The following is a 21,685-nucleotide window of genomic DNA, read 5'->3' on the forward strand; positions in this document are numbered from 1 at the left end:
CCATCATGTCGATCTCAACCGTTGCCGAAACGGCCATGCACGCCGCCACCGAAGCCGCGCAACCCGAGCAGTTGCCGCAAATGCCGCCGCCCGAATCCGTCAGCCGTTTCGAAGATCTGATGCAGCAACCGTTGGTCGCGCCAGGCGGCGACGCCGCGCAGCACGCGGACAATCATCTCGTCGACGCGATCCGCAAGCAGGACGGCCAGATGGAAGCGGCGCTCGAACAGGTCGCGGCGCTGAACGCGAACTCTGCATCGCTTTCGCCGACGAACCAGATTGCAGCGGCTGCGCAGGTGTCGCTGAACCTGTCGCTCGCACAGTTCGACTTCCAGACCAAGATGGCCGTCGTGTCGGCGTCGAAGTCGTCGGCTGAAACGCTGATGAAGAACCAGTGATGAACACGAGAACCCGGCTTTCTGCCGCAAGACGCGCCGTGATGGGCGGCCTGTTCGTCGCGTGCGTGCTGCTGGCGGGCTGCAAGAAAGAGCTTTACACAGGCCTCGCCGAAGAGGACGTCAACGAAATGACGGTCGCGTTGCTGGAGCGCGGTCTGTCTGCTGAAAAGACCTCGCCCGACGGCGGCAAGACCTATACGTTGCAGGTCGAGGACGGCGACATGGTGCGCGCGATGCAGGTGCTGCGCGAAAAAGGCCTGCCGCACAGCAAGTTCGACGATCTCGGCAGCCTGTTCAAGAAGGACGGTCTCGTGTCGACGCCGACGGAAGAGCGCGTGCGCTTCATCTACGGGTTGTCGCAGGAACTGTCGGGTACGCTGTCGCATATCGACGGTGTGCTGGTGGCGCGCGTGCAGATCGTGATTCCGAACAACGATCCGCTCGCGCAGACGATCAAGCCGTCGTCCGCGGCCGTGTTCATCAAATACCGGCCCGGCCTCGAACTCGATGCGCTCGTGCCGCAGATCAAGAATCTCGTCGTGCATAGCGTCGAAGGGCTTTCATACGATCAGGTCAGCGTGACGGGCGTGCCGGCGGATCAGGTCGATTTCGACAGCCGCCTGCCGTCGCATGCACCCGTCTGGCCGTTCGTGCTGAGCGGGCTGTTCGCGCTGATCGTTGCGGCGGGCGCAGCGGGCTATGTGTTTCGGGCGCGCCTCGGCGGGCTGATCGCGCCGGTGAAGGCGAGCTTCCGTGCGCTCGCGCAACGTCTGCCGGGACGCAGGCAGAAGTCCACATGACTGCGGCGCTTGCAAAGCCCGTCGATGTCGCGCTCGCGCAGGGAACGATGCGCGCGGTCGCTGCAATGCCACGTAAAAGGCCCGCAAGCGAGAGGCCCGCAAGCGAGCCGCCGCTCGCATTCGCCGACGCCGTGCAGATACTGCTCGGCTGGCAACGCAATGCGCGCAGCGCGTTGCAGTGGTTGCATCGTGACTGGCTTGCGCTTGCATTGGGCATCGACGGGACGCTGCGCGCGCAAGTGTGCTTTGAGGAAGCGTTAGCCGAATTGCACATGCGTTGCGACGAAACGTGCGCGCTCGCCGTGTTGCGCGTGCTGCTGCCCGCGCCGCCGACGCTCGATCTTTTCCGCATCGTGCCCGCGTCTCGGCTCGACGCGCTGCCGATCGCAACGGGCTTGCAGACACTGCGAATGCTCGCGCTGCTGGCGCGGCGCGCAGAAGTGCGGCGACTCGTCGATCGCACGACGCGTAGGCGGCTGGCGGAATGGATCGGCTGTTCGCTCGATGATCTGCTCGGCAAGGCTGCGCCGGAAGCGCCGTCGCTCGCGGATGCGAAGCGCGAGCGCGCCGGCACGCGTGCGCTCGGCTCGCTCGATGCGGAGGAACTCGCGCTGGAAGGCCTTGCGTTGCTGCCGCGTGCCGGCGCGCAGCGGATGCTGTTGCGTTTTGCGTTGCCACGCGCGGATGCAATCACCGCATCGCCTTCGGAAGACGAATGCGAAGACGCACTCGCGTTGCTGCGCGAACGTCTTGGACCTCTTATGCCGGAGTACGCATGGTTATCTGGCTGAGCCGGCCGCGCGACGCGCACGCGACTCGCGACTCGACACAAGGCAAGGACGAACCGCGCGTCGGCCTCGTCGGCGACATTGTGCCGCGCGAAACCTTCGGCATGCTCGCGACCATCGACGATGCTTACGGCCGCGTCGAGGCTGAGCGCCAGGCGATTCTCGCCGCCGCGCAGATCGAGCGCGAGCAGACTCTGCAAGCGGCGAGAGAAGAGGCTGCGGCGCTCGTCGCTTCTGCGGCGCGAGAACGGGAGGACGCGGCGCAGCGGGGCTATGCCGAAGGCGTCGCGCGTGGCGAGGCGCAATGGATCGAGCGCATTGCGGCAATGAGCGCCGATGCGCAGCGTCTTCAGCAAAGCATGCGCAGCCGGATGGCCGAACTCGTGATGCTCGCCGTCGAGCAACTGGTGCGCGCCGAAAGTGCGCAAGCCCTGTTCGCGCGCGCGACGGACACGATCGACCGCATCGTCGAAGGCTCGGCGAACTTGCGCGTGAGCGTCCATCCCGCGGATCTCGACGCGGCGCGCGCCGCGTTCGGCGAATTCGAGGCGCGTCTGCGCGTGCTGGGACGGCCCGTGCCGCTAGCCGTCGCGGCGGACCCGCGTCTGGAGCCGGGCGCATGCGTGTGCGAATCGGATCTCGGCATCGTCGACGCGAGCCTGTCGACGCAGCTCGATTCGATGCGCGCGGCCATCGTCCGCGCGCTGAATACGTTGCTGAAAACACAGACACCGGTCGAAGCCAGCCGGGCCGAGTCAGCCGAGACAACCTGATGGACACGACCGCTTCGAATGCACTGCAAGACATGCCGCTGACCGATGTGTTCGGTCAGCACGAACACGGCCTGCGCGAACTCGGCGGCGCGATCGAACGCGAAATCCGTTCGCTGTTGCCCGTGCGCCAGACGGGCAAGATCGCCGAAGTGGTCGGCACGCTGATCAAGGTCGCCGGCATCGACCTGAAGCTCGGTGAACTGTGCGAGCTGCGCACGCCGCAAGGCAAGCTGTTGCAGCATGGCGAAGTGATCGGCTTCACGCGCGAGCATGCCGTCGTGTCACCGTTCGCGCAGTTGTCGGAAGTGTCGCGCGCGACGCACGTGATCGGCTTGCAGCGGCCGTTGTCCGTGCCCGTCGGCGACGGGCTGCTCGGCCGTGTGATCGATGCGCTCGGCCGGCCGATGGACGGCCACGGCCCGATCGAAGCCGAAGACAGTCGGCCGATTTTCGCTGACCCGCCGAACCCGATGACACGCCGCATGATCGAGCATCCGATGGTCACGGGCGTGCGCGTGATCGACGCGATGACAACGCTCGCCGAAGGACAGCGTATGGGCATTTTCGCGCCGGCGGGTGTCGGCAAAAGTACCTTGCTCGGCATGCTCGCGCGCGGCGCGCAATGCGATATCAACGTGATTGCGCTGATCGGCGAACGCGGCCGCGAAGTGCGCGAATTCGTCGAGCTGATTCTGGGCGAGAAAGGCATGGCGCGTTCCGTGATTGTGTGCGCGACGTCGGACCGCTCGTCGAGCGAACGGGCGAAAGCCGCGTATGTGGCGACGGCGATTGCCGAGCACTTCCGCGACGAAGGCAAGCGCGTGCTGCTGATGATGGATTCGCTGACGCGCTTTGCGCGCGCGGGCCGCGAAATCGGTCTCGCGGCGGGCGAGCCGCCCGCGCGGCGCGGCTTTCCGCCGTCCGTGTTCGCCGAGTTGCCGCGCCTGCTGGAACGCGCGGGCATGGGCGAGCGCGGCTCGATCACGGCGCTCTACACGGTGCTCGCCGAAGACGAGTCAGGCAGCGATCCCATCGCGGAAGAAGTGCGCGGCGTGCTCGACGGCCATTTGATCTTGTCGCGCGAAATTGCCGCGCAAAACCGTTATCCGGCCATCGATGTGCTCGGCAGTCTGTCGCGCGTGATGCCGCAGGTGATGCCGCGCGAATTCATGGCGTCGTCTTCGCGGCTGCGCATGCTGCTCGCGAAGCATCGCGAGGTGGACATGCTGCTGCAGATCGGCGAATACCAGCCGGGCACGAACGCGCTCGCCGACGAAGCGATCGCGAAGATCGACGCGCTGAAGGCGTTCCTCTCGCAACCGACCGATTCATACGCGGACCCCGCCGAAACAGAAGCAGCGCTGCACGAACTCGCGCAAGGGGACGCGCAATGAGCACGCCGCGATGAGTACGCCCGAACGCGAGATCGCCGCGTTGTTGCGCGCCGTGTCGCGCCGTCAGCGCTTCGAACAGGACCTGCGTGCGCGGCTTGCGCAACTCGTCGCGGCACGTTTGCCGCTCGTCGAGCGCGAAGGGCAGGCGCGCGATCATGCGGCGGCGCTCGAAGCGCAGGCGCGATCTTACTGGCAGCGCGCCAGCGCGATGATGACGGGCGCGGAGCCGTTTTCGATCGATACGTTGACGGCGATCCGTCTCTACGCCGACGAAGTGGATCGCGCGCATGCCGCCGCGCTCGATGCGCTGATGGCAACGCAACAGGCCGTCGCCGAACACGATGACACGATCGCGAGCACGCGCCGCGAGATTGCGAAACATCGCGGACGTATTGACGTGTGCAAAGCACGCATCGGCAAATTGCAGCGCGTGCTCGATGGCATCGCCGCCGACGCGGAAGACGAAGACATCGAGGAGACGGCGCTCGCGCGCCTTGCGCGCGCATGACCGATCTGTTGCGACTTTACGGCCCGTGGCTTCTCAAGCACCTTGCCGTGCTCGGCGTCTGCTCGCTGCGGCTCTACGCGATCATGACGCTCTTTCCGCCGACGGCCGAAGGCGTGCTGCAGGGGCGCTTGCGCAACGGCGTCGCACTCGGCTTCACGCTGATCGTCGCGCTTGCGCAGCCGCCATCGTTCGCCGATTCCCTGACCGGATTCACATTGATGATGACCGCGCTGCGCGAAACGCTGATCGGCGTCGTCATGGGCTTTGCGGCGGCGACCGTGTTCTGGGTCGCGGAAGGCGCGGGCATCTATCTCGACAATCTGACGGGCTACAACAACGCGCAGATGAGCAACCCGATGCTCTCGCAGCAATCGACGCCGTCCGCCACCTTGCTCGGCCAGATCGCGACCGTCGCGTTCTGGTCGCTGGGCGGCATGCAGTTTCTGCTGGAGGCGCTATACGAGTCGTATCGCTGGTGGCCCGTCGCGTCGGCGAAACCGATGTCGACGGATTTTCTCGGCGTGTTCGCGATGCATCAGACCGACACGTTGATGCAGACCATCGCGAAGCTCGCCGCGCCGATGCTGCTCGTGCTGCTGCTGATCGACCTCGGTGCGAATCTGGCGTCGAAGGCTGCGCAAAAGCTCGATCTGAGCGCGCTCAGCCAGCCGATCAAGGGTGCGGTGACGGTGCTGATGCTCGCGGTGTTCACGGGACTCTTCGTGCATCAGGTGCAGGATCAGCTCGATCTGCGGCTCTTCACGCAGCAGGTGCGCGCGATTGCGCAGACGAGCGATCGCGACACCGATCTGAAGCCAGGCACAAAGCCTCGATCCGACGATGTGACGCCGTGATGTCAACGGCGCGGGAACGCAAAGGAACTGAGATTTGTTGAGGGTTCTTGTCTGCACGGAACGCAGAATCTCAACTTTACTCAAGCCTCAACGCTTTCATCAGATTATTGAGAATTTCACATTCTCTTTTGGCTACAGTGCATTCCGTCGCCGCGACGCAGGCATCGAAAGCGTCGCGATCGTTTCAATGCGCTCAGGCAGCGTCGCCTCTATCGCTGCGCGAGCCTTACGACGGAACCAGCCATGCTCGTTACCTACTACTTCCCGTTCGTGTCGATGCTCAACGCGGCGTCGGCGCCCTCCAGCGTCGTCGAACTGATCCGCAACGGCAATGTGCAGCCTGCGGCCGCGCACGTGCAGCGCCTCGTCGATCAGCACGACGACGCGACGCCCGCCGCGCTGCTGCAATTGCAGGGCGATCTGCAACTGTCGCTCGGCATGGAGGTGGACGCCGACGATTCGTTCCGCGAAGCGCAAAAGCGCATGCGCGACGACAAGGACGGCATGCGCTTCGCGTCTTGCCGCAACGCCGGCTGGCAGGCGCTGTTCCGCTACCGCTACGGTACCGCGATGTCGTGCTTCATGCAGATCGCCGATCATCCGCAGGCGAGCGTTGCGCTGCGACTCGACGCTCTCTTCGGCGCGTTCGGCGTGCTGTTCTGCGTCGGACGTCTGCGCGATGCGGATGCCGTGCTCGATACGCTCGAAGACCTGCTCGACGAGGCCACGTCGAACGATAACGCTTTGCTCGATTCTGCCGGCTGGCAGCGGCTGCTGAGCACCGTGCGTTTCGATGTCGAAGCGCAGAGCGCGCTGCGCTCGCGCGCCGCGCTGTCCGATCACATCTACTGGCAAGTGGGTTTGACGGGCGACGCCGCGCCGCGCGTCGCGCCGCAGCGGCCGGCCGCACGGCGCCTGCTGACGGGCGCGATCGCCGATCCGCTGCTGCGGGGCCGCGTTGCGTTCCTCGATGGACTGGTGCAACTCGCGGACGGCGAGCGCGACGCGCAGCAGCAGATCCTGGCGCACGCCGAATGGGCGGGCAAGCAGGGCATCCAGAACTATCAGAGCGCGGTGCGCATCGAGATCGTGCTCGCCAGTCTCGCGGGCGGCGCGTCGTCGCTGGCCGAGTCGATTCTGGCGCTGCTGACGGCTGAAGTGCGCCTGCCGCAGAGCCATCGGCAGCTCGAGTATCTGTACTGCCTCGCCAAGCTGCGTCACGTGCAGGGGCGCAACGGCGAATCGCTGGAGATGTACACGCGTTATGCGCTCGCCGCCGTCCATTGTATCCGCGACGAAGCGGGCGCGCTCGCGCGCTACGGCCAGCGCATCGCACGCGCGCCGGAACAGCTCGACGACATCGGCACGCGGCTGCCCGCGCGTTACCGGCGCGCGTATCGGTATCTGCTCGATAACCTCGAGCGCAAGGACCTGTCGATCCGCGAAATCGCCGCGCAGATCGGCGTGACCGATCGCGCGCTGCAAAGCGCCTTCAAGGCGAGCCTCGGTGCGACACCGACGGAAATCATCCGCCGGTTGCGCATGGAGCGTATCCGCGCGGACCTCGAAGACGACGACAGCGCGCATGAGCAGGGCATTCTCGCGACGGCCGTCAAATGGGGCGTCAGCAACCGCTCGACGCTCGTCAACAACTATCGCCGCGAGTTCAACGAATCGCCTTCCGACACGCTGAACCGCTGACCCGCAACGCCAGCAGATTTCACCAGAACCATACCTATCCGAGCGTCGAACATGAGACTCACCTTCCGTTGCCGCGCGATCGCGGCCACTCTGCTGATGTTGGGCCTGAACGCAGGCCATGCCGCGCCGATCTCGTGGCGTCCCGGGGAAGTGCATATTTCGGTGGAAAGCCGCGATCTGAAGGACGTGCTGCGCGACTTCGCCGCGAGCCAGGGCATCATCGCGACGATCGCGCCGAACGTGCAGGGCACCGTGTCGGGACGCTTCGATCTGCCGCCGCGCAGGTTCATCGACACGATGGCGGCGACGTTCGGCTTCGTCTGGTTCTACGACGGCAGCGTGCTGTCGATCAGCACCGCCGACGATGTGACCACCAAGGTCATCAAGCTCGACTTCGCGGGCACGCAGAGCCTTCGCGCGACGCTCAAGCAGATCGGGCTCGACACTGACCGCTTTCCGATCGTCTACGACCCCGAGCAGGGCGTCGCGCTGATCACGGGGCCGCACCGGCTGATCCAGCTGGTCGATGAGGTAGCCGCGCGCCTCGATCAGAACGCAAACCGGCGCACGGGCAGCGAAGTGCGAGCGTACCCGCTGCGTTACGGCTGGGCAGCCGATCACACGATCACCGTGAACGGCAACACGCAGGTCATACCGGGCGTCGCGCACGTGCTGGCCAGCCTCTATCACCCGGAACGGGACAGCGACCAGCAGGGCACGTCGCGTGGGTCGGCGGACGGCACGGCGAACCTGCAGCAGGTCAGCCCTTACGCGGACGTGCAAGGCGGCACGAGCGGCGGCTCGCCGTACAACAGCAACGGCGTGAATCCGCCGCTGCCCGACGTGTTCGCGGGCGTCGCGGCAGCGGGCGGCGGGCCGGTCGGCGCATTGCCGGGCGGCGGCTATGGCGGCGCAGCGGGCGGCGCTTCAGGCGGCGGACAGGGCGGCGGTCAGGGCGGCGGTCAGGGCGCCGGCCGCGCCGCGACGGCGGCCGTGCCGGACGGCGCGGGCTCGCTGCCCGTGATCCAGGCCGATGCGCGGACCAATTCCGTGCTGATCCGCGATCTGCCCGATCGCGTCGGCCAGTATCAGCAACTGATCGACCGGCTGGATGTGAAGCGCAGAATGGTCGAGATCGAAGCGCACATCATCGAGATCGACGATGGCGCGCTGAAGCAACTGGGTGTCGACTGGCACGCGCATTCGAGCCACTTCGACTTCCAGACAGGTCGCGGCAGCGCCGACGCGAACAACTTCAACGGCACCGTGAGCCCGACGTTCTCATCGCTCGATACGGCGGGTAATCTGGCCGCGACGGCGACGCCGACGGGCGGCTCGCTGACGGCTGTGGTCGGCGACGCGGGCCGCTATCTGCTGACACGCGTCGACGCGCTTGAGCAGACCAACCTCGCGCGGATCGATGCGAGCCCGAAGGTCGCGACGCTCGACAACGTCGAAGCCGTGATGAACAACAAGACGCAGTTCTTCATCCCCGTGTCGGGCTTTACGTCGAGCAATCTGTTCAGCGTGCAGGTGGGCAATACGCTTCGCGTGCTGCCCATGGTCGTCGATGCGAACGGCGCACAGCAGATCAAGCTGCAAGTGCATGTGGAAGACGGCCAGCCGACGGGCAACACCGTGAAGGATATTCCCGAGATTCGGACGAGCGAGATCAACACGGAGGCCGTTGTGTCGGAAGGGCAGAGTCTGCTGATCGCCGGCTATCGTGTCGACAACGATTCGAATCTGAATACGGGTGTGCCCGTGCTGTCGAAGATTCCCGTGCTCGGCGCGTTGTTCCGCTCACGTACGCATCAGAGCAGCCATATGGAACGGCTCGTGTTGCTCACGCCGCGCGTGATCGAGTTCTGAGCGCGGCGTGCTCCATTCGCGCGCATCGCGAACCGTGTACGGCGATCCGCTTCAGGTCCGTATCCATGACGTGCGTGCTGCCCGCGCGGATGAGTCGTTGTCCGGGGTGCGGATTCGAGTGCAGCTCGGCGGGGGAACGCCGCCGGTTTTTCCCGAGCGGCGCGAACGAAGCGGCGGCTACTGCGCCGTGACGCCGATGCGCGTGTCGATGCCAACGGACGCCGCGCGAGGCGCTGCGGCGCCGGTATGTGCATCGACATGCCGATAGATCAGATACGTGGCGAAATACGGCACCGCGAGACTCGCGCGTTCCTGATCGCACGCACCGCCAGGCGCAAGCCCGCCGATCGTATGCGCGCGCACGATCGCCGCCGTTCGTGCAAAGCGTCCATCTCCGTTCGACGATGCCGCCGTGAAGCGGATCGCTTCGCGCGTCCACGGCAGCGTTTGCGGATCGGGCTGCACGGTGTCTGTCACACGCGCGACGACGTAGCTGCCGTCATACGCGGAGTAATAGCGTTCGGGTGTGACGAGCGCGACGGCATGGCCCTTGTCGTCGAGAAGCCGTGCAAATGTGCCGATGGGTTTCCATGTGTATGCGGCAAAATCGGCGGAAGGCGCGCTCGCGTGGTCCGCTTCCTTGCGCACGCATACATAACGCATGTCGCCTTGAGCGTGCAGCGTGTCGCCCAATACTTCGCCTTGCGCGGGTTCTAGTGCGGGCGGAAAACCCGCCTGACGCGCGGCTTGCGGCACGCTCGCGCAACCCGCGCCCGCCAGCAGCAGCGTTATCGCGCCGGCAGTCGCGGCGGCGCGTTTCATCGAACCGGCGTCCATCGCGATCAGCTGTGCTCGAGCGCGCGGCTCGTCTCGATGGCGGCCAGCACGCGCGTCGACAGATCGGCACCGTGAATGTTCGCGGTATCATCGGCGGGCACGTTCAGGAAGCGCGCGACGATCGCGATGGCCGTGTCGTTGTTCGTATCGACGGCTTCGGTTGCGGCGCGGCGCCACTCGTCGTCGTGCTGCATGAAAAGACACAGCGCGTACAGTGCCGACACCACGGGCAGATTCGCGTGACGGCTCGTCACATGGCGCAACAGGTTCGCCCCTTCGCGCCACGCGGTCTGATTGATCAGCAGGCGCGCTTCGCATACGTCGGCGAGCGGACTGTCCGGCTGCCACGCGCGCAACGCACCAAGCATGTCATGCAGTTCCGGCATGGCGCCGACGCGCATGCCGCCTGAGAACACGGACATCATCGCGTTGAGCACGGATGGACTGCATTGAAGATTCGACATGTCGGCCTCGCATGAACAGTTGAAGAACGATAGCGGGCACACGCCCGACATTGCATTCTGCGCATGGCGGCCCGTTCGAGGTCGTCGATGCGCGAAGCGTCGTGCCGCATGCCGAAGCGTGTCGTTCGGCTATGTCGATTGAAGAGAGCGCTTGAGGTTTTCGCGTACTGCAAGCGACGATTCGCGCCGACATCGCCCCCGTCATTCGCGACGCGTCACGCGGCTTCGCGCCAGGCATCCGACGATTGCGCACATCGCTCTATCTTCGACGTTGAATCGGAATCGGGTGAAGATCTCCGGTTCGTCTTCTTTTTTAACCAGAGAGAATTCGATGAACACCATTACCCAATCCTTTCTCAACCCTGTGAGCTACACGCCCGTCGGCGGCACGACGGACAGCTCGACGCAAGCGTTGCCGGGTCAGGGTGGCGACGTCGGCAAGCTGTTGCAGGACCTGTCGCAACTGATCGACGGCCAGCAGAACAACGCGGGCGGATCGAACAACGTCAGCCAGCTCCTCAAGGATCTGGGGGGCGTGCAGGGCGGGCAGCAGGGCGTGCAGAGTCCGGCGACGTCGCTGGGCGGCCAGCCGGGCGGAATGCCTTCGACGGGTTCGCCGATGGGCTCGCCCGTCAGCGCGTCGGCCGGCAACAACGGTCTCGGCGCGGCTGGCCAGGGCACGCACAACATCAAGATCAACAGCAAGGCAGGCGGCGACGCGCTGCATCTGCAGGAAGACTCGCAGGGCAATCTGTACAACGCGAGCGGCAACAACGTCGGCCATATGGGCGCGGACGGTTCTGTCACCTTGAACTCGGGCGCGACGAAGGAAGCGGCGATTCTCGAAACGGGCCACGCCGACGGCAAGATGAACATCGCGCAGATGTTCGGCGGGGGCGGTTTCACGAAGCCGAAAACGGCCGACGGCGGCAATCAGGTGTTCGATTCGTCGCAGGTTTCGGTGTCTTCGGGCGATCTGAATCAGAAGAACGACGTCTGATCGAAGTTGACGGATGCGGCGCGCCGGATTGATCGGGCGTGCCGCGTTGTGCAATCCGTGTGCGGCGCGGGTAGTCGTCGCGCGGTGCGGGCGTCGACGAATGACAGGCGCCCGCCGCCGTCTATGTGTCGCCATAGCGGACCACCTGTTTGCGCAGATGCCATGCGGGATATAGACGTTCTTGCACGGCATCATCGGCGCATCGCGACGGATGCTGTAGCGCGAGTTCCGGCCAATGGATCGAATCGATCCGCATCACGCTGTAGTCGATCGAGCCGTTCGCAGTCACGTGCATCGCATCGGCGTTGTTGTGCGACTCCCGCTGCGCGATCGCGCACAAGACGAGCGGATTCAGATGTTGTTACGCGGTTGCATCGTCGAGACAGGCGGCGTGCGCTGAAACGCTCGCGAGCGAACCCGACGCGAACAGCAGCGTGTGCGCGACGCGCGACAGGCCGTGGCGTGCGCGACCAGGATTCATGGCGGCGTCGCCTCGATCTTCCGTGATTCGTGCCGGCGCTGAAGCCACGCGTTGTACGCATCGATGCGCGCTTCGCGCCGGGCTTCGACGAGTCGCTCTTGTTCAAGCCGTTCGTCCTCGCGATGTGCTTCTTCACGATGATCGTCGAGGCGTCTTTGTTCAGCGCGGGCCGCTTCGATACGTCGTGCTTCCATCCGGTCGTCGTATGCATTCACGCGCAAGAAGAAGCCGTCGCTGACGTCGCCGTGAGCGTGAGCGCAGACGGCGGAAAGCATGATCGACAACGCAACGATGGCACGTCGGGAGAGGCGCATGAACGGGCTCCTTGTCGAGCAGAAGGCGATGCGAACGAGCATACGGACCATCCGCCGTCGACGCGCGCCAGACGCGAAGCAGCGATACAGGCGTGCGAAGCACACAGCGCATGCCGCACGTTCGCGTTCGCGCATCTGGCTTCGCGCGCGGCGGGATGCAGCGAGCGCGCGGTCCGTATCGTGAGCTATCTGGCGGCGCAATCGACGCCATGCATCGCCGGCCATCTCTTCAGAGGACTCGAATGAACTCTCTTTCTCTTTTCAACGGCGTGGGTGGTGTATCGGGGCTGTCGCCTGTTTCGGGCTTACAGGGCAATGGCTCGTCGCAGGACGCGTCGATCGCGAGTCTGCTGAACGACATTGCGAAGCTGATCGACGGCAACGGGGCAGGGCGAGGCGCCGGGACCTCGGGCGCGGCGGCAGGCAACGGCAACGCGCTGTCGCAGTTCCTCTCCGATCTCGCCGCGATGCTGAACGATCCCGAAGGCACGGGCGCGCAGAGCGGCGCAAGCGGTCAGGCTTCGGGTTCGCCCTTGGGCACACCGTATAGCGGCTACGACAATTTCACCGCGATGCCGGGCAATACGGCGCCCGCTGGTGGATCTCGCGGTACAAGCGGCGCAGCGAACGCGAGCAGCGGCACAACAACACCCGCATCGAAGCCGCCTTCGACGAACAGCACATCCTCAGGCGCGGCACCTGAAGGACTCAGCACCGCGCCGCAAACGCAAGCGCTCTCGTCCGCGCAAAGCAAGCAGGCCGCCGATGCCTACGTCAGCAATCTGCAAAAGGATTTCGGGCTCACAACGGATCAGGCGGCGGGCATTGTCGCGAATCTGTGGCACGAGAGCGGCGGCATGAACTCGGGCATCAACCAGGGCGGCAGGATCGGCGCGCCGAGTTCCAACATGGCCGACGACAACGCCAACGGCTACGGCATCGCGCAATGGGGCGGTGCGCGCAAGCAGGGGCTGGTCGACTATGCGCGTCAACACAATCTCGATCCGTCGAGCGAGGCGGCGAACTACGGCTATCTGAAGCAGGAATTGCAGACGTCGCAAGCGGGCGCGATCGCCGCCGTGAAGGGCACGAACAGCGCGCAGGCCGCGACGCAGGCGTTCTGCAACGCGTTCGAGCAGCCGTCGGATCCGCAGATGGCCTCGCGCCTCGGCTACCTGAACCAGATTCTCGCGTGAGGGCGGGCGGCGTCTGAGGGCCGTTTTCGCATGCCGTTGACGCATGTGCGAATGGCTCGAACGGCGATCCGCATGCGCGAACGGGTGCAAGCGCGGGTGCAAGAGCGAGAGCAAGAACGGGCGCGATGTGGGCATGGCGAACGGACACACGTTGCGGGTGGGTTGCCGCAGCGTCGGGCGCGTGCATCGTGTGCCGCGCGGGCCGCGTTCGTCCACTCCGTGGTCATGTTCCGGACATCGACCTCGCGTACGCGCGCAACCCGTTCACGCGGCGATCGGTTCGCGGCATTCGGCTGCCTCTTGCGCACGCGCGACGAATACATAGCCGAGCGAGTACACCGTTTTCACTTGCGAGCCATCGCGGTTGTCCAGCGCGAGTTTCGAGCGCAGCTTGTAGATGTGCTGTTCGAGCGAGCGGCCCGCGAGGTCCGCGTCCTTGCCCCACACGGCATGCGCCAGTTGCTCGCGGCTCATCAGCGTGCCTGCGTTCATGAACAGCAGCCACGCGAGGCTCAGCTCGCGCGCCGTCAGCGACACGCGTCGATCGCCGAAGCTCACAGTGCGCGTCGTCCGGTCGATCGTGTAGCCCGCGACTGTCAGCCGGTCGACGACGCGCGCGCCACGGCGGCGTGCGAGCACGCGCCGCGCACGCGCCATGATCTCATCGACATTCGCGGTGCCGATCACGACTTCGTCGACGCCTGCATCGAGCGCCTCGATTACGGCCTCGGTGTTCCACGAACGGTCGATCATCATCATGGGCAAATCGGTGCGGAAATGGCAGCTGCGCCACGTGAGCATCGCGAGCGCGGGAATCTGGCTCTGCGTCGCATCGAAGATGACGAGCGCCGCCGAATCGCGTTGCAGGAAGCGGATCAGCGAAAGCTCGTCGGTGAAACGAGCGCACGACGCGTCGTTCTGTTCGAATCCTTCATTGAGCTGCTTGAACAGGACGTCGTCGAAAGTGAATAAGGCAATTCGCATGTGTGCTCCATAACCATCGCGGCGCGGTTGATGCGCGCCGATATCCCCCGTCGTTCTGGTCGTGGGCGCTGTCTCGTTTGCAGCGCTCTCGAACACACAACACCTGATAGCAAAGGACTATTCCATCCGATGCCCAATCAGGCGAAGGCGGTGGATGAGCATGCGAAAGAGCTTGTGGGACAAGGCCTTGCGAAGCGTCATGTATTGACGCTGTCGGAGGTTTGGGTTCGGCGCGGCCTGATGACTGGCGTATCCAGACTAGATGAGCCCTATCGCCGAATGGAGTGAGCATTCCGGCCGTCTCCGCGAGAGAGCGGCTCTGACAAGAATTCCCTATGGGTTTTCGCCGTTGGGATTGGAACATGCAATCAAACACGATCGGTACGTCACTGCGCTGGCGAGCACCAGTGCGCGTGCTCGCTTGTCGTCGCGCAGATACGTCCGGCAGCAGACAGCGGGCATGGCTGAACGCCATCTATGCAAAGAGGGCTGTGTCGCTGCAGCGGGACGCGCTGGAGTACATCAACCACGAACGCGCCGGGACGACAGCCTCTTACCGGGGCGCCAAGGCGATGGCCGCCGATGTCTTGAGGTCGTGATGTCGTGAGAGGCGCGCGACTCGAGTCGTGCGCCTCCTCCGGATTGAATGCGCCTTACGCGTTTTCAGTCTCTCACCGCGCGAGCTTCCGCGTGAATCAGGAGCAAATCATCTGCGATTACATTGTGTCAGGCTGCGGCAACCCGGGAACCGGGGGCCGGCACCATTGGCAGATGCTTTACATCGTCAGACTCAGCGTGCGGCGATTCCTTGTGCACCTGCGGGTACTCCAGTTACGGACCCTATAGGGTTAAGCGCACCGTCGGCGGAAACGCGAAAGCCGCTGACGGCGCCGTTTCCTTCGCGCACATACAAGAATTTGCTGTTTTTGGTAAGCGCGAGGTCAAACGGTGCGCTCAGCACAGCGGCCGTGGCATTGACAAGGCGAGTTGTGCCATCCGCGCCGATTCTCAGGCTGCTAAGCGTTCCGCTGCCGGCGTTTGCCGTATAGGCGTAACGCCCATCGCCAGTGGTAACAAGCCAGCATGGCGCCGTTTGTCCCAAACGGATCGCCGCGCTGATCGAAGTGAGCTGCTGGTTGTCGTCGACTTCATACGAAGACACCGATCCTGAACCTGCTTCGGCTACAACGGCATAGCCTCGATTAGTGACAGAGAACCCGAAGGCTGTCACCCCGTTCGACGGATGCGGGACGGGACCGGTCGTATAACCGAGAGCGCCGACGCGGAACGTATCGATAAGCTGCGTTCCTTTCTCGGTTACGAGTATCTCGTCGCCGTCCGGAGTGAAACTTACCTGGGCGGGTTGCGCGTTAGCTCCGCCCGCTAGTGCTCGCCTGGAGTCCGGCAGCGGTATGAGGCGCTTTCCGAACGCATCGATGATATAGCCATTGATATTCGGCGTGCCGGCGGCATTCAGCACATATGCGCTGAATCCCTTTATGGCGATGCTTACAGGCATTCGCCCGCCCGAGGGCTCGCGGTCGAGGAGCGTCAGCCGCGTGCCGTTTATTGCAAACATCGATACATCGTTGCTTCCGGCATTCACGGCGAAAAGGTAGCCTGAGCCCAGCGTCAGAGAGCCTTGCGAGGCCAGAGGATCGGTTCCGGTGCCCGCCCCCTTGCCTCCCGTCGGGTAAGAAGCTTCGAACCTGAGCGTCCCGTTCGCAGACCGTGAGTAGACCAGAACTGAATTCCCAGAGGGCTGGTTAGATAAAACATATACAGCACCGGGAGGGTCCGTCTCTGAGTCAGCGTTTGCGGCGTTGTCCATTGCCGCAAAGAGAGCGAAGGTGATGAAGGCACCGCGAAACCAAATCAGAGAACTTGACTGACGTCTTTCCATTACAGAATCTCCATGGTGTTCCGGGGAACGGCGGCGAGAAGCGACACTCCGGGACAAAGGTCGGAGATGGCTCACATCCCGTCATCAAAAGTTGAGGCAGGGCGAAATGCTTGAAGCCGCGCTGGTTCTCGCTGCGAGGCTCCGTGCTCGGCGTAGGCCAATGTCGTCCGGAAGTGCGATACATCACCTCCGGCTGGTCACGAGGATTTGTCGTTGATTAATGCGGTAGCGGTGGAGTGGCTGTGCTGCAGGAGGATAGTAGGTGTTACGTCTGGGACATACAAAATTCCACCGGTATATCTTTTCTATCCCTGTGGATGGCGCACGACACTGTATTCACTGTTGGTTCGCCCTGAGGCTTACGGCTTCTTCAACATGATGGCGCGAGCAGCCTCGCATCGGCGGCTCTCATGCGGCAATCGAAGCGAGCGGGTCGCCGTATTCACCAGCAGCAGCACCTGAGTGCGCGATGAAGACATAACCGAGTGAGTAGACGGTTTTCAACCGCGGCCCGCCACGGTCGTCGAGCGCGAGTTTCGTACGCAGCTTGTATATATGCTGTTCGAGGGACCTGCCCGCCAGGTCGGCGTTCTTGCCCCAGACGGCGGCCGCAAGCTGCTCGCGGCTCATCAGCCTCCCCGGGTTCATGAACAGCAGCCATGCGAGGCTCAGTTCGCGCGCGGTCAACGAGACACAGCACTCGCCGAAGCTCACCGTGCGCGCTGTCCGGTCGATCGTATACCCGGCTACCGTCAGCCGGTCGATTGCCTGCGAGCTGCGCCGCCGAACAATGAGGCGCCGTGCGCGCACCATGATCTCGTCGAAGTTCGCAGTGCCGACGACGATTTCATCGACCCCGGCATCCAGTGCCTCGATCACGGCCTCGCAATTCCAGGAGCGGCCGATCAACATTACGGGCAGATCGGCGCGGAAATGGCACGTGCGCCACTTGATCGTCGAGAGAGCCGGCAGTTGGCTTTGCGTCGCATCGAAGATAACGAGCGCCGTCGCGTCGCGTTGCAGAATTCGGATCATCGAACGCTCGTCGGTGAACCGCGTACAGGACATGCCGTTCAGTTCAAAAGCCTGGCTGACCTCGTTGAACAGTACATCCCTGAAAGTGAAAAAGGCAATTCGCACGTGTACTCCGTATCCATCGCGGCGCCCTTTCCTGGGTGCCGATATCCCCCGCCGTTGGTCTTGGGTGCCGTCTGTTCTTGCGGCGATCGTTTCGTTTCGAGAAAGTCGTCGTTCTGCTCCGATGCTGGAGCGACTGCGCGCGCGTCAAAGGCGGACGTAGCTCATCGATCCCGGTCGAATGAAATATCGGAGGCATTCGGATGAGCAGGTCGTATCCACCTATAACGAAGGCGAGCGTTCCAGCCTGTGGACGAATGCACACTTTAAGAGATCTTCGGCGCCGTGTGTCACGGGGGCGGCCTAAGCGAGCCGGGAATGGGCGGCGTAATGAAGCCAGCGGAAGCAGGAGTAAAACGCAGAATCGAACAGGCTTAAGGATGCGGTTTTTTAGTCAGTTTGGCAACTGCGATTTCGCGTTTGCGGGGGTCGTTTTGCCTGCCGCCGAAACGGCATAAGACATAACGCAGTGCGACTTGTTTTTAATCAGGAAGAGGGCACACTTTCCCGTTGTTCGAGACTCGGATGACCATCATCGTTACGCAGTAACAGTTTGTCGTTGAAGCACGTACGCGTGTGGTGAATCAGGTTCTATTGCCGCGAGAGCGCGTTCTTCTTTCGCTCGGACCAGCACATCGATCATTGCGCGCGGTGTTATTGCGTAACGGGGCGCAAGTCGAACCGCAGCGTACATCTAGATACTTCAAGGATGTGCGCAATCAGACAACAATGAATTGCTCTTTTTGTCGTCACTTCCAGGTAGATGTCGCTCTAGACTACAGCCAATGAATCGCGAAAGATCACACACAGAACCGGAGAAAAAGTCATGAAAATCGTTCAGTTTCTCGTCGCTGCCTTTATCGCCTTCTCGGCTGTGTCGTCGTTCGCACAATCAACGCCGCCTACGTTGAACGACGATGTTAGGGCGCAATTAACTCATCAAAAGATGGCATATCGCTACTCCGATTCCGGCAACCAGGCGCAGGCACCGATAACTGATGCAAAACGGACTGCGATGCTGCCACATCAGATAACCGGGGTGAACCTGGGGCGCTACTCCCTATCAGTTGTCCGCCCGGCGTTTTGATATTGTCGATGAAGCGTGTACCGCTGCTGTGCGCGGACGCCAGCATCGGCCAGCGTCGTGCGGTGCTCGCTGATGCCCTGACGGCGGTTGTCAACCGGCAACGGACTTGATCGGTTAGAAATTGTATTGGACGTATAGCTGTTCAAAGTCAATGCCAGGATTCGGTTCCTTTATGCTGGCATTTGATAGATGCTGGAAGCGAAACCCTGCCTCATACTGCTGACGGCTACCGAAGCTGGCACCGACGCCAACCATGTCGGCGAACTGAAAAGCGCTGGACATTGTGTAGTGGCTAGAAATGGAGGGATGCGAAAGCAATCGGACGCCGACTCCAGCCTCAACGTAAGGGCGAATCGCTCCGCTGCTCTTGATGAATCGTAAGACGGGCGTTACCCCAAATTCAAAAATGTTGTCGTGCACATCAGCCGTGCTCGAGTGCCAGTAAGCAACATGCCCTTCGAACACGGCGGTGAAGTGCCAGCCCGCGATTGCCCACCACGACCATTGCGGGTCCCACACACCGCCAAGATCTACCTTGTTCTCGTGAATGTCGTGATTGTTTGCGATGCCGCCCGCGACCTGTACGCCGAACTGATCCGCACAGGCGACGCGAGGTACGGCCAATGAGAGCGTTATCAAAGAGGCAATGCCGATAAGTGAACGGGACGTTAAACCAGAGAAGAATTGAACAATGCGATGCCGAAGAAGTTCTTTTGGAATTTTCACTTGTTCTCGATCTGGTTATAGATTGGCCTCACGCGGAACCGTACGGAATGCTCCGGGATTCCAACGCTCATATCGACGCAACGTAGTTTTTGCCGCTCACTGCGGCGGAACAAGTGTACCCGGGTACGCATAGCCGTGGAGTACTGAAACGACCATACGTGCGTATAGAAAATTCGCCGCGAAGTGGATAGCGAGGCGCAATCGGCAGGCGATTTTCTTCGCGACGCAGCTCTCACCTCCCGTGATGCTGTAAGGGTTGTGTGCGAATTTTTTCGATTACCTGAACTGCGCCGAGGCGCGCGCAATCAGTGAAGATAAGCGGCGCGGTTGTAACAGGCGCACTGGCCCGAACGGCAGGGAAGGTCTTGGAATAAGAGAATGGGCCAGCGCCGCATAGATTATCGGGGTTCACCTATGCTGTAGGCAGCACCGCCTTGAAGACGATTTCGATGAGCTGCTCAGGAAAGGCAAGCCTCGATACGCCAATCAGATTGCTGGCGCACTGAGGGCGCGCATTGGCGTAGGCTTCTTTGCGCACCTTGCCCGCCACCGCGAACGCTTCATCGACATCGAGGACATAGAGCGTCTCTTCCACCACATGGTCGAGGGTGGCTCCGAACTGTGCGAGGATCGTTGCAGCGTTTGCATAGGTCACGCGCATCTGCTCTGCCATCATCGAGAAGTCGGCTGGCTTTCCAGTTTCATCGAGGGCAGCGGGCGCGATCATGACACCCTTGTTGTCGTGGCTGAGCTGGCCGGACACATAGATCATGTTCCCGATCTTGATCGCCTGTGCATAGCCATAGTCATCTTCCGCCGGCACACCGTGATAGGCGGCCTCTTTTCGAATTGCAGCGGTCGTGTTGGTCATATCTAACCTCCTGTTGAATTAGCCGGCCTGTATGTCCGCGCCATTTGTTCACCTCACGACTTCTGAGCGTTGGGCCACGAGCCCTGTACAGACGCCGGAAGGAGAGAAAAGGATGCAGCCAGCAAAACGAGATCCTTAAGACCTGCAATTGGCGCGGAGTACATCTATGATCTGCCGGGCGAATCTGGACGTGTGATGCCATGCTCCGCCGGCAAGTCAGCTTACTCTACGGACGGAAAGTCGACATCGGTGCCGTTGATACGATTGAAGGTATTGGTGAAGATGCCGAGCGCAATGGTCAGCGAGATCTCCGCCAGTTGGGCGTCGGTGTAGCCGGCCGCGCGGATGGCATTGAATTCGTCGTCGCTGATCGTGCCGCTCGTGGTATGCAGGTGGGACACGAAGCGCACCAACGCATCACGCCTGGCGTCACCCGTGGGCTGCCCCGCGCGAATGGCACGCAGCGCATCGGCCGGCAGGCCCACCAGTTTGCCCACGAAGTTGTGTGCGGCCACACAAACGTCGCAACCGGTTTTCTCGCTGACTAACAGCTTGATGGTTTCGTGCTCTTGCCGGCTCAGGCTGCCCGCGTTCAATGTGCCCTGGGCGTCGAGCACCGCAGCCAAAGACGCCGGTACCAGATAGCCCAACGCGGCGTACGTATTGGGGACGCGGCCACCGGAAATCTTCTTCACCCGCGCATAGATATCGGCAGTGGCGCCGGTGGCGGACTCGATGGCGGGAATAGTGATACGGCTCATGGTGCGCCTCTTCTTCAAGTGATAGGAATCTCTACTGTGGGCCTATCCTGCGCCGATTTCGAGACTAGTTTCACTCAATAAAATGCGAGAAAGGATCAAAGCCAACTATCACTACCTCGCGAGGATCACGGAAGATAACGATGCGCCGAAGGAGTCCAGAGGACGGACCCGCACCGGCGTATCAGGCAAATAGTTTTCGGTAGTGGATGAAACTCGATCGATCAGCGATGCGGTCGTAGAGCTTCATGGCGCTATGGTTGGATTCGTGTGTCAACCAGTGAACACGGGACGCTCCACGACGTCTCGCATCCGCATAGACATGCTCGATCAGTGCGCGTCCGATGCCGCCTCCGCGCGCATCGTCCGCGACAAACAGGTCCTGAAGATAGCAGTGGTCGCCCGTCGACCAGGAAGATCGATGGTAGATCGAATGCACCAGCCCCAATGCTTGTTCACCCACCATGGCAAGCGCCGCATACATCGGCTCGACTGGGTCCAGGAAGCGTGCCCAGGTCTTGAGCGTCACGGAATCGGGGATATCTACTTCATAAAATCGCTGATAGCCTTTCCACAGCGGAAGCCAAATATCGAAATCGTTGTTATCGATGGCTTTGATCTCGACTGATTGCATAGAGTGCCCCTGAAATAAAAGATGGTAAGGATCTGAAAATTGGTCTGTCTTCAGGCACTAGCCGTCATTCAAGGCGTTCAATAGTCGCCGCGTAAGTGTGTGCCCGTCTTTGGTCATGAATATGAGTGAATCCCATATCGCCGGCTACAGGCGCCACGCGAGTCCTCGCGGCCCGTAAGGGCCTTCCCTCTCTTACCCTCTGGAG

At 62.5% G+C, this 21,685-nt stretch carries 24 protein-coding genes; 13 read left to right on the forward strand and 11 right to left on the reverse strand.

Going from position 1 to position 21,685, the window contains the following annotated elements; all coding sequences use genetic code 11:
• The first annotated feature begins 5 nt into the window (after positions 1-5).
• From VSR68_RS10270 to sctC, 9 genes are all read left to right on the forward strand, one after another.
• Positions 6-398, forward strand: a complete 393-nt coding sequence (locus VSR68_RS10270) for a type III secretion protein (protein WP_342939729.1) — start codon at positions 6-8, stop codon at positions 396-398.
• Complete coding sequence (sctJ, locus tag VSR68_RS10275; protein ID WP_428983485.1) at positions 398-1,198, forward strand: type III secretion system inner membrane ring lipoprotein SctJ; 801 nt, start codon at positions 398-400, stop codon at positions 1,196-1,198. Before VSR68_RS10270 ends, sctJ begins: the two co-directional genes overlap by 1 nt.
• Entirely contained in the window at positions 1,195-1,989 is a 795-nt protein-coding gene (locus VSR68_RS10280) for a type III secretion protein HrpB4 (protein ID WP_342939730.1), read from the forward strand. The genes sctJ and VSR68_RS10280 overlap by 4 nt, the downstream gene beginning before the upstream one ends.
• Positions 1,974-2,759 carry a type III secretion system stator protein SctL gene (sctL, locus tag VSR68_RS10285; protein WP_342939731.1) on the forward strand — a complete coding sequence of 262 codons (786 nt, stop codon included), beginning with the start codon at positions 1,974-1,976 and terminating at the stop codon, positions 2,757-2,759. The genes VSR68_RS10280 and sctL overlap by 16 nt, the downstream gene beginning before the upstream one ends.
• Before the next feature lie 32 nt (positions 2,760-2,791).
• A complete protein-coding gene (gene sctN, locus VSR68_RS10290) occupies positions 2,792-4,153 on the forward strand; it encodes a type III secretion system ATPase SctN (RefSeq protein ID WP_342939862.1) in 1,362 nt (453 codons plus the stop codon).
• Between the two features lie 10 nt (positions 4,154-4,163).
• A complete protein-coding gene (locus tag VSR68_RS10295) occupies positions 4,164-4,661 on the forward strand; it encodes a type III secretion protein (RefSeq protein ID WP_342939732.1) in 498 nt (165 codons plus the stop codon).
• Positions 4,658-5,515, forward strand: a complete 858-nt coding sequence (gene sctT, locus VSR68_RS10300) for a type III secretion system export apparatus subunit SctT (RefSeq protein ID WP_342939733.1) — start codon at positions 4,658-4,660, stop codon at positions 5,513-5,515. Before VSR68_RS10295 ends, sctT begins: the two co-directional genes overlap by 4 nt.
• Before the next feature lie 243 nt (positions 5,516-5,758).
• Positions 5,759-7,216, forward strand: coding sequence for a helix-turn-helix transcriptional regulator (locus VSR68_RS10305; RefSeq protein ID WP_342939734.1), 1,458 nt, complete (start codon positions 5,759-5,761; stop codon positions 7,214-7,216).
• A 51-nt stretch (positions 7,217-7,267) separates the two neighbouring features.
• Entirely contained in the window at positions 7,268-9,088 is a 1,821-nt protein-coding gene (sctC, locus tag VSR68_RS10310; protein WP_342939735.1) for a type III secretion system outer membrane ring subunit SctC, read from the forward strand.
• A 177-nt stretch (positions 9,089-9,265) separates the two neighbouring features.
• On the opposite strand, the gene VSR68_RS10315 is transcribed toward sctC, so the two are convergent.
• The 3 genes from VSR68_RS10315 to VSR68_RS10325 form a co-directional block, all read right to left on the reverse strand.
• Complete coding sequence (locus VSR68_RS10315) at positions 9,266-9,910, reverse strand: DUF3455 domain-containing protein (RefSeq protein ID WP_342939736.1); 645 nt, start codon at positions 9,908-9,910, stop codon at positions 9,266-9,268.
• Between the two features lie 20 nt (positions 9,911-9,930).
• Positions 9,931-10,389: an HrpB1 family type III secretion system apparatus protein gene (locus VSR68_RS10320; RefSeq protein WP_342939737.1), complete on the reverse strand. Its 459-nt coding sequence runs from the start codon at positions 10,387-10,389 to the stop codon at positions 9,931-9,933.
• A gap of 201 nt (positions 10,390-10,590) precedes the next feature.
• The gene (locus tag VSR68_RS10325; protein WP_342939738.1) at positions 10,591-10,731 is read right to left on the reverse strand and encodes a hypothetical protein; all 141 of its coding nucleotides are present in this window, start codon (positions 10,729-10,731) and stop codon (positions 10,591-10,593) included.
• On the opposite strand from VSR68_RS10325, the gene VSR68_RS10330 reads away from it, so the two are divergent.
• Positions 10,721-11,389 carry a hypothetical protein gene (locus VSR68_RS10330; RefSeq protein WP_342939739.1) on the forward strand — a complete coding sequence of 223 codons (669 nt, stop codon included), beginning with the start codon at positions 10,721-10,723 and terminating at the stop codon, positions 11,387-11,389. The genes VSR68_RS10325 and VSR68_RS10330 overlap by 11 nt on opposite strands.
• 121 nt (positions 11,390-11,510) lie before the next feature.
• Here the strand turns inward: VSR68_RS10330 and VSR68_RS42785 are convergent, their stop codons facing one another.
• On the reverse strand, positions 11,511-11,678 hold the full coding sequence (locus VSR68_RS42785; protein ID WP_428983486.1) for a hypothetical protein: 168 nt from the start codon (positions 11,676-11,678) through the stop codon (positions 11,511-11,513).
• A gap of 290 nt (positions 11,679-11,968) precedes the next feature.
• Between VSR68_RS42785 and VSR68_RS10340 the strand changes: the two genes are divergently transcribed.
• On the forward strand, positions 11,969-12,430 hold the full coding sequence (locus VSR68_RS10340; protein WP_342939740.1) for a hypothetical protein: 462 nt from the start codon (positions 11,969-11,971) through the stop codon (positions 12,428-12,430).
• Positions 12,427-13,380, forward strand: coding sequence for a phage tail tip lysozyme (locus VSR68_RS10345; protein WP_342939741.1), 954 nt, complete (start codon positions 12,427-12,429; stop codon positions 13,378-13,380). The genes VSR68_RS10340 and VSR68_RS10345 overlap by 4 nt, the downstream gene beginning before the upstream one ends.
• 264 nt (positions 13,381-13,644) lie before the next feature.
• On the opposite strand, the gene VSR68_RS10350 is transcribed toward VSR68_RS10345, so the two are convergent.
• The 3 genes from VSR68_RS10350 to VSR68_RS10360 form a co-directional block, all read right to left on the reverse strand.
• Positions 13,645-14,364, reverse strand: a complete 720-nt coding sequence (locus tag VSR68_RS10350) for a response regulator transcription factor (protein WP_342939742.1) — start codon at positions 14,362-14,364, stop codon at positions 13,645-13,647.
• A 790-nt stretch (positions 14,365-15,154) separates the two neighbouring features.
• Positions 15,155-16,267: a lactonase family protein gene (locus VSR68_RS10355; protein ID WP_342939743.1), complete on the reverse strand. Its 1,113-nt coding sequence runs from the start codon at positions 16,265-16,267 to the stop codon at positions 15,155-15,157.
• A gap of 408 nt (positions 16,268-16,675) precedes the next feature.
• Positions 16,676-17,179 carry a response regulator transcription factor gene (locus VSR68_RS10360; protein ID WP_342939744.1) on the reverse strand — a complete coding sequence of 168 codons (504 nt, stop codon included), beginning with the start codon at positions 17,177-17,179 and terminating at the stop codon, positions 16,676-16,678.
• A 1,051-nt stretch (positions 17,180-18,230) separates the two neighbouring features.
• On the opposite strand from VSR68_RS10360, the gene VSR68_RS10365 reads away from it, so the two are divergent.
• The gene (locus VSR68_RS10365; protein ID WP_342939745.1) at positions 18,231-18,491 is read left to right on the forward strand and encodes a hypothetical protein; all 261 of its coding nucleotides are present in this window, start codon (positions 18,231-18,233) and stop codon (positions 18,489-18,491) included.
• Positions 18,492-18,605: 114 nt separating this feature from the next.
• Here VSR68_RS10365 and VSR68_RS10370 read toward each other — a convergent pair whose 3' ends face one another.
• From VSR68_RS10370 to VSR68_RS10385, 4 genes are all read right to left on the reverse strand, one after another.
• Positions 18,606-19,145, reverse strand: a complete 540-nt coding sequence (locus VSR68_RS10370; RefSeq protein ID WP_342939863.1) for an acyloxyacyl hydrolase — start codon at positions 19,143-19,145, stop codon at positions 18,606-18,608.
• 484 nt (positions 19,146-19,629) lie between these two features.
• Positions 19,630-20,088 (reverse strand): RidA family protein, encoded by a 459-nt coding sequence (locus tag VSR68_RS10375; protein WP_342939746.1) that lies wholly within the window; start codon positions 20,086-20,088, stop codon positions 19,630-19,632.
• A gap of 221 nt (positions 20,089-20,309) precedes the next feature.
• Positions 20,310-20,849, reverse strand: coding sequence for a carboxymuconolactone decarboxylase family protein (locus tag VSR68_RS10380; RefSeq protein ID WP_342939747.1), 540 nt, complete (start codon positions 20,847-20,849; stop codon positions 20,310-20,312).
• Between the two features lie 181 nt (positions 20,850-21,030).
• Positions 21,031-21,480 (reverse strand): GNAT family N-acetyltransferase, encoded by a 450-nt coding sequence (locus VSR68_RS10385; protein WP_342939748.1) that lies wholly within the window; start codon positions 21,478-21,480, stop codon positions 21,031-21,033.
• Positions 21,481-21,685: the final 205 nt, after the last annotated feature.

It is taken from the genome of Paraburkholderia phymatum, from assembly GCF_038900715.1.
GTDB classification, from domain to species: domain Bacteria; phylum Pseudomonadota; class Gammaproteobacteria; order Burkholderiales; family Burkholderiaceae; genus Paraburkholderia; species Paraburkholderia phymatum_A.

Bases quoted from the DNA above. Each gene is read 5' to 3' on its own strand.
- VSR68_RS10270 (WP_342939729.1), top strand. From the start codon at position 6: ATGTCGATCTCAACCGTTGCCGAAACGGCCATGCACGCCGCCACCGAA.
- sctJ (WP_428983485.1), top strand. From the start codon at position 398: ATGAACACGAGAACCCGGCTTTCTGCCGCAAGACGCGCCGTGATGGGC.
- VSR68_RS10280 (WP_342939730.1), top strand. From the start codon at position 1,195: ATGACTGCGGCGCTTGCAAAGCCCGTCGATGTCGCGCTCGCGCAGGGA.
- sctL (WP_342939731.1), top strand. From the start codon at position 1,974: ATGGTTATCTGGCTGAGCCGGCCGCGCGACGCGCACGCGACTCGCGAC.
- sctN (WP_342939862.1), top strand. From the start codon at position 2,792: ATGCCGCTGACCGATGTGTTCGGTCAGCACGAACACGGCCTGCGCGAA.
- VSR68_RS10295 (WP_342939732.1), top strand. From the start codon at position 4,164: ATGAGTACGCCCGAACGCGAGATCGCCGCGTTGTTGCGCGCCGTGTCG.
- sctT (WP_342939733.1), top strand. From the start codon at position 4,658: ATGACCGATCTGTTGCGACTTTACGGCCCGTGGCTTCTCAAGCACCTT.
- VSR68_RS10305 (WP_342939734.1), top strand. From the start codon at position 5,759: ATGCTCGTTACCTACTACTTCCCGTTCGTGTCGATGCTCAACGCGGCG.
- sctC (WP_342939735.1), top strand. From the start codon at position 7,268: ATGAGACTCACCTTCCGTTGCCGCGCGATCGCGGCCACTCTGCTGATG.
- VSR68_RS10315 (WP_342939736.1), bottom strand. From the start codon at position 9,910: ATGAAACGCGCCGCCGCGACTGCCGGCGCGATAACGCTGCTGCTGGCG.
- VSR68_RS10320 (WP_342939737.1), bottom strand. From the start codon at position 10,389: ATGTCGAATCTTCAATGCAGTCCATCCGTGCTCAACGCGATGATGTCC.
- VSR68_RS10330 (WP_342939739.1), top strand. From the start codon at position 10,721: ATGAACACCATTACCCAATCCTTTCTCAACCCTGTGAGCTACACGCCC.
- VSR68_RS10325 (WP_342939738.1), bottom strand. From the start codon at position 10,731: ATGGTGTTCATCGAATTCTCTCTGGTTAAAAAAGAAGACGAACCGGAG.
- VSR68_RS10345 (WP_342939741.1), top strand. From the start codon at position 12,427: ATGAACTCTCTTTCTCTTTTCAACGGCGTGGGTGGTGTATCGGGGCTG.
- VSR68_RS10350 (WP_342939742.1), bottom strand. From the start codon at position 14,364: ATGCGAATTGCCTTATTCACTTTCGACGACGTCCTGTTCAAGCAGCTC.
- VSR68_RS10355 (WP_342939743.1), bottom strand. From the start codon at position 16,267: ATGGAAAGACGTCAGTCAAGTTCTCTGATTTGGTTTCGCGGTGCCTTC.
- VSR68_RS10360 (WP_342939744.1), bottom strand. From the start codon at position 17,179: ATGTTGATCGGCCGCTCCTGGAATTGCGAGGCCGTGATCGAGGCACTG.
- VSR68_RS10365 (WP_342939745.1), top strand. From the start codon at position 18,231: ATGAAAATCGTTCAGTTTCTCGTCGCTGCCTTTATCGCCTTCTCGGCT.
- VSR68_RS10375 (WP_342939746.1), bottom strand. From the start codon at position 20,088: ATGACCAACACGACCGCTGCAATTCGAAAAGAGGCCGCCTATCACGGT.
- VSR68_RS10380 (WP_342939747.1), bottom strand. From the start codon at position 20,849: ATGAGCCGTATCACTATTCCCGCCATCGAGTCCGCCACCGGCGCCACT.
- VSR68_RS10385 (WP_342939748.1), bottom strand. From the start codon at position 21,480: ATGCAATCAGTCGAGATCAAAGCCATCGATAACAACGATTTCGATATT.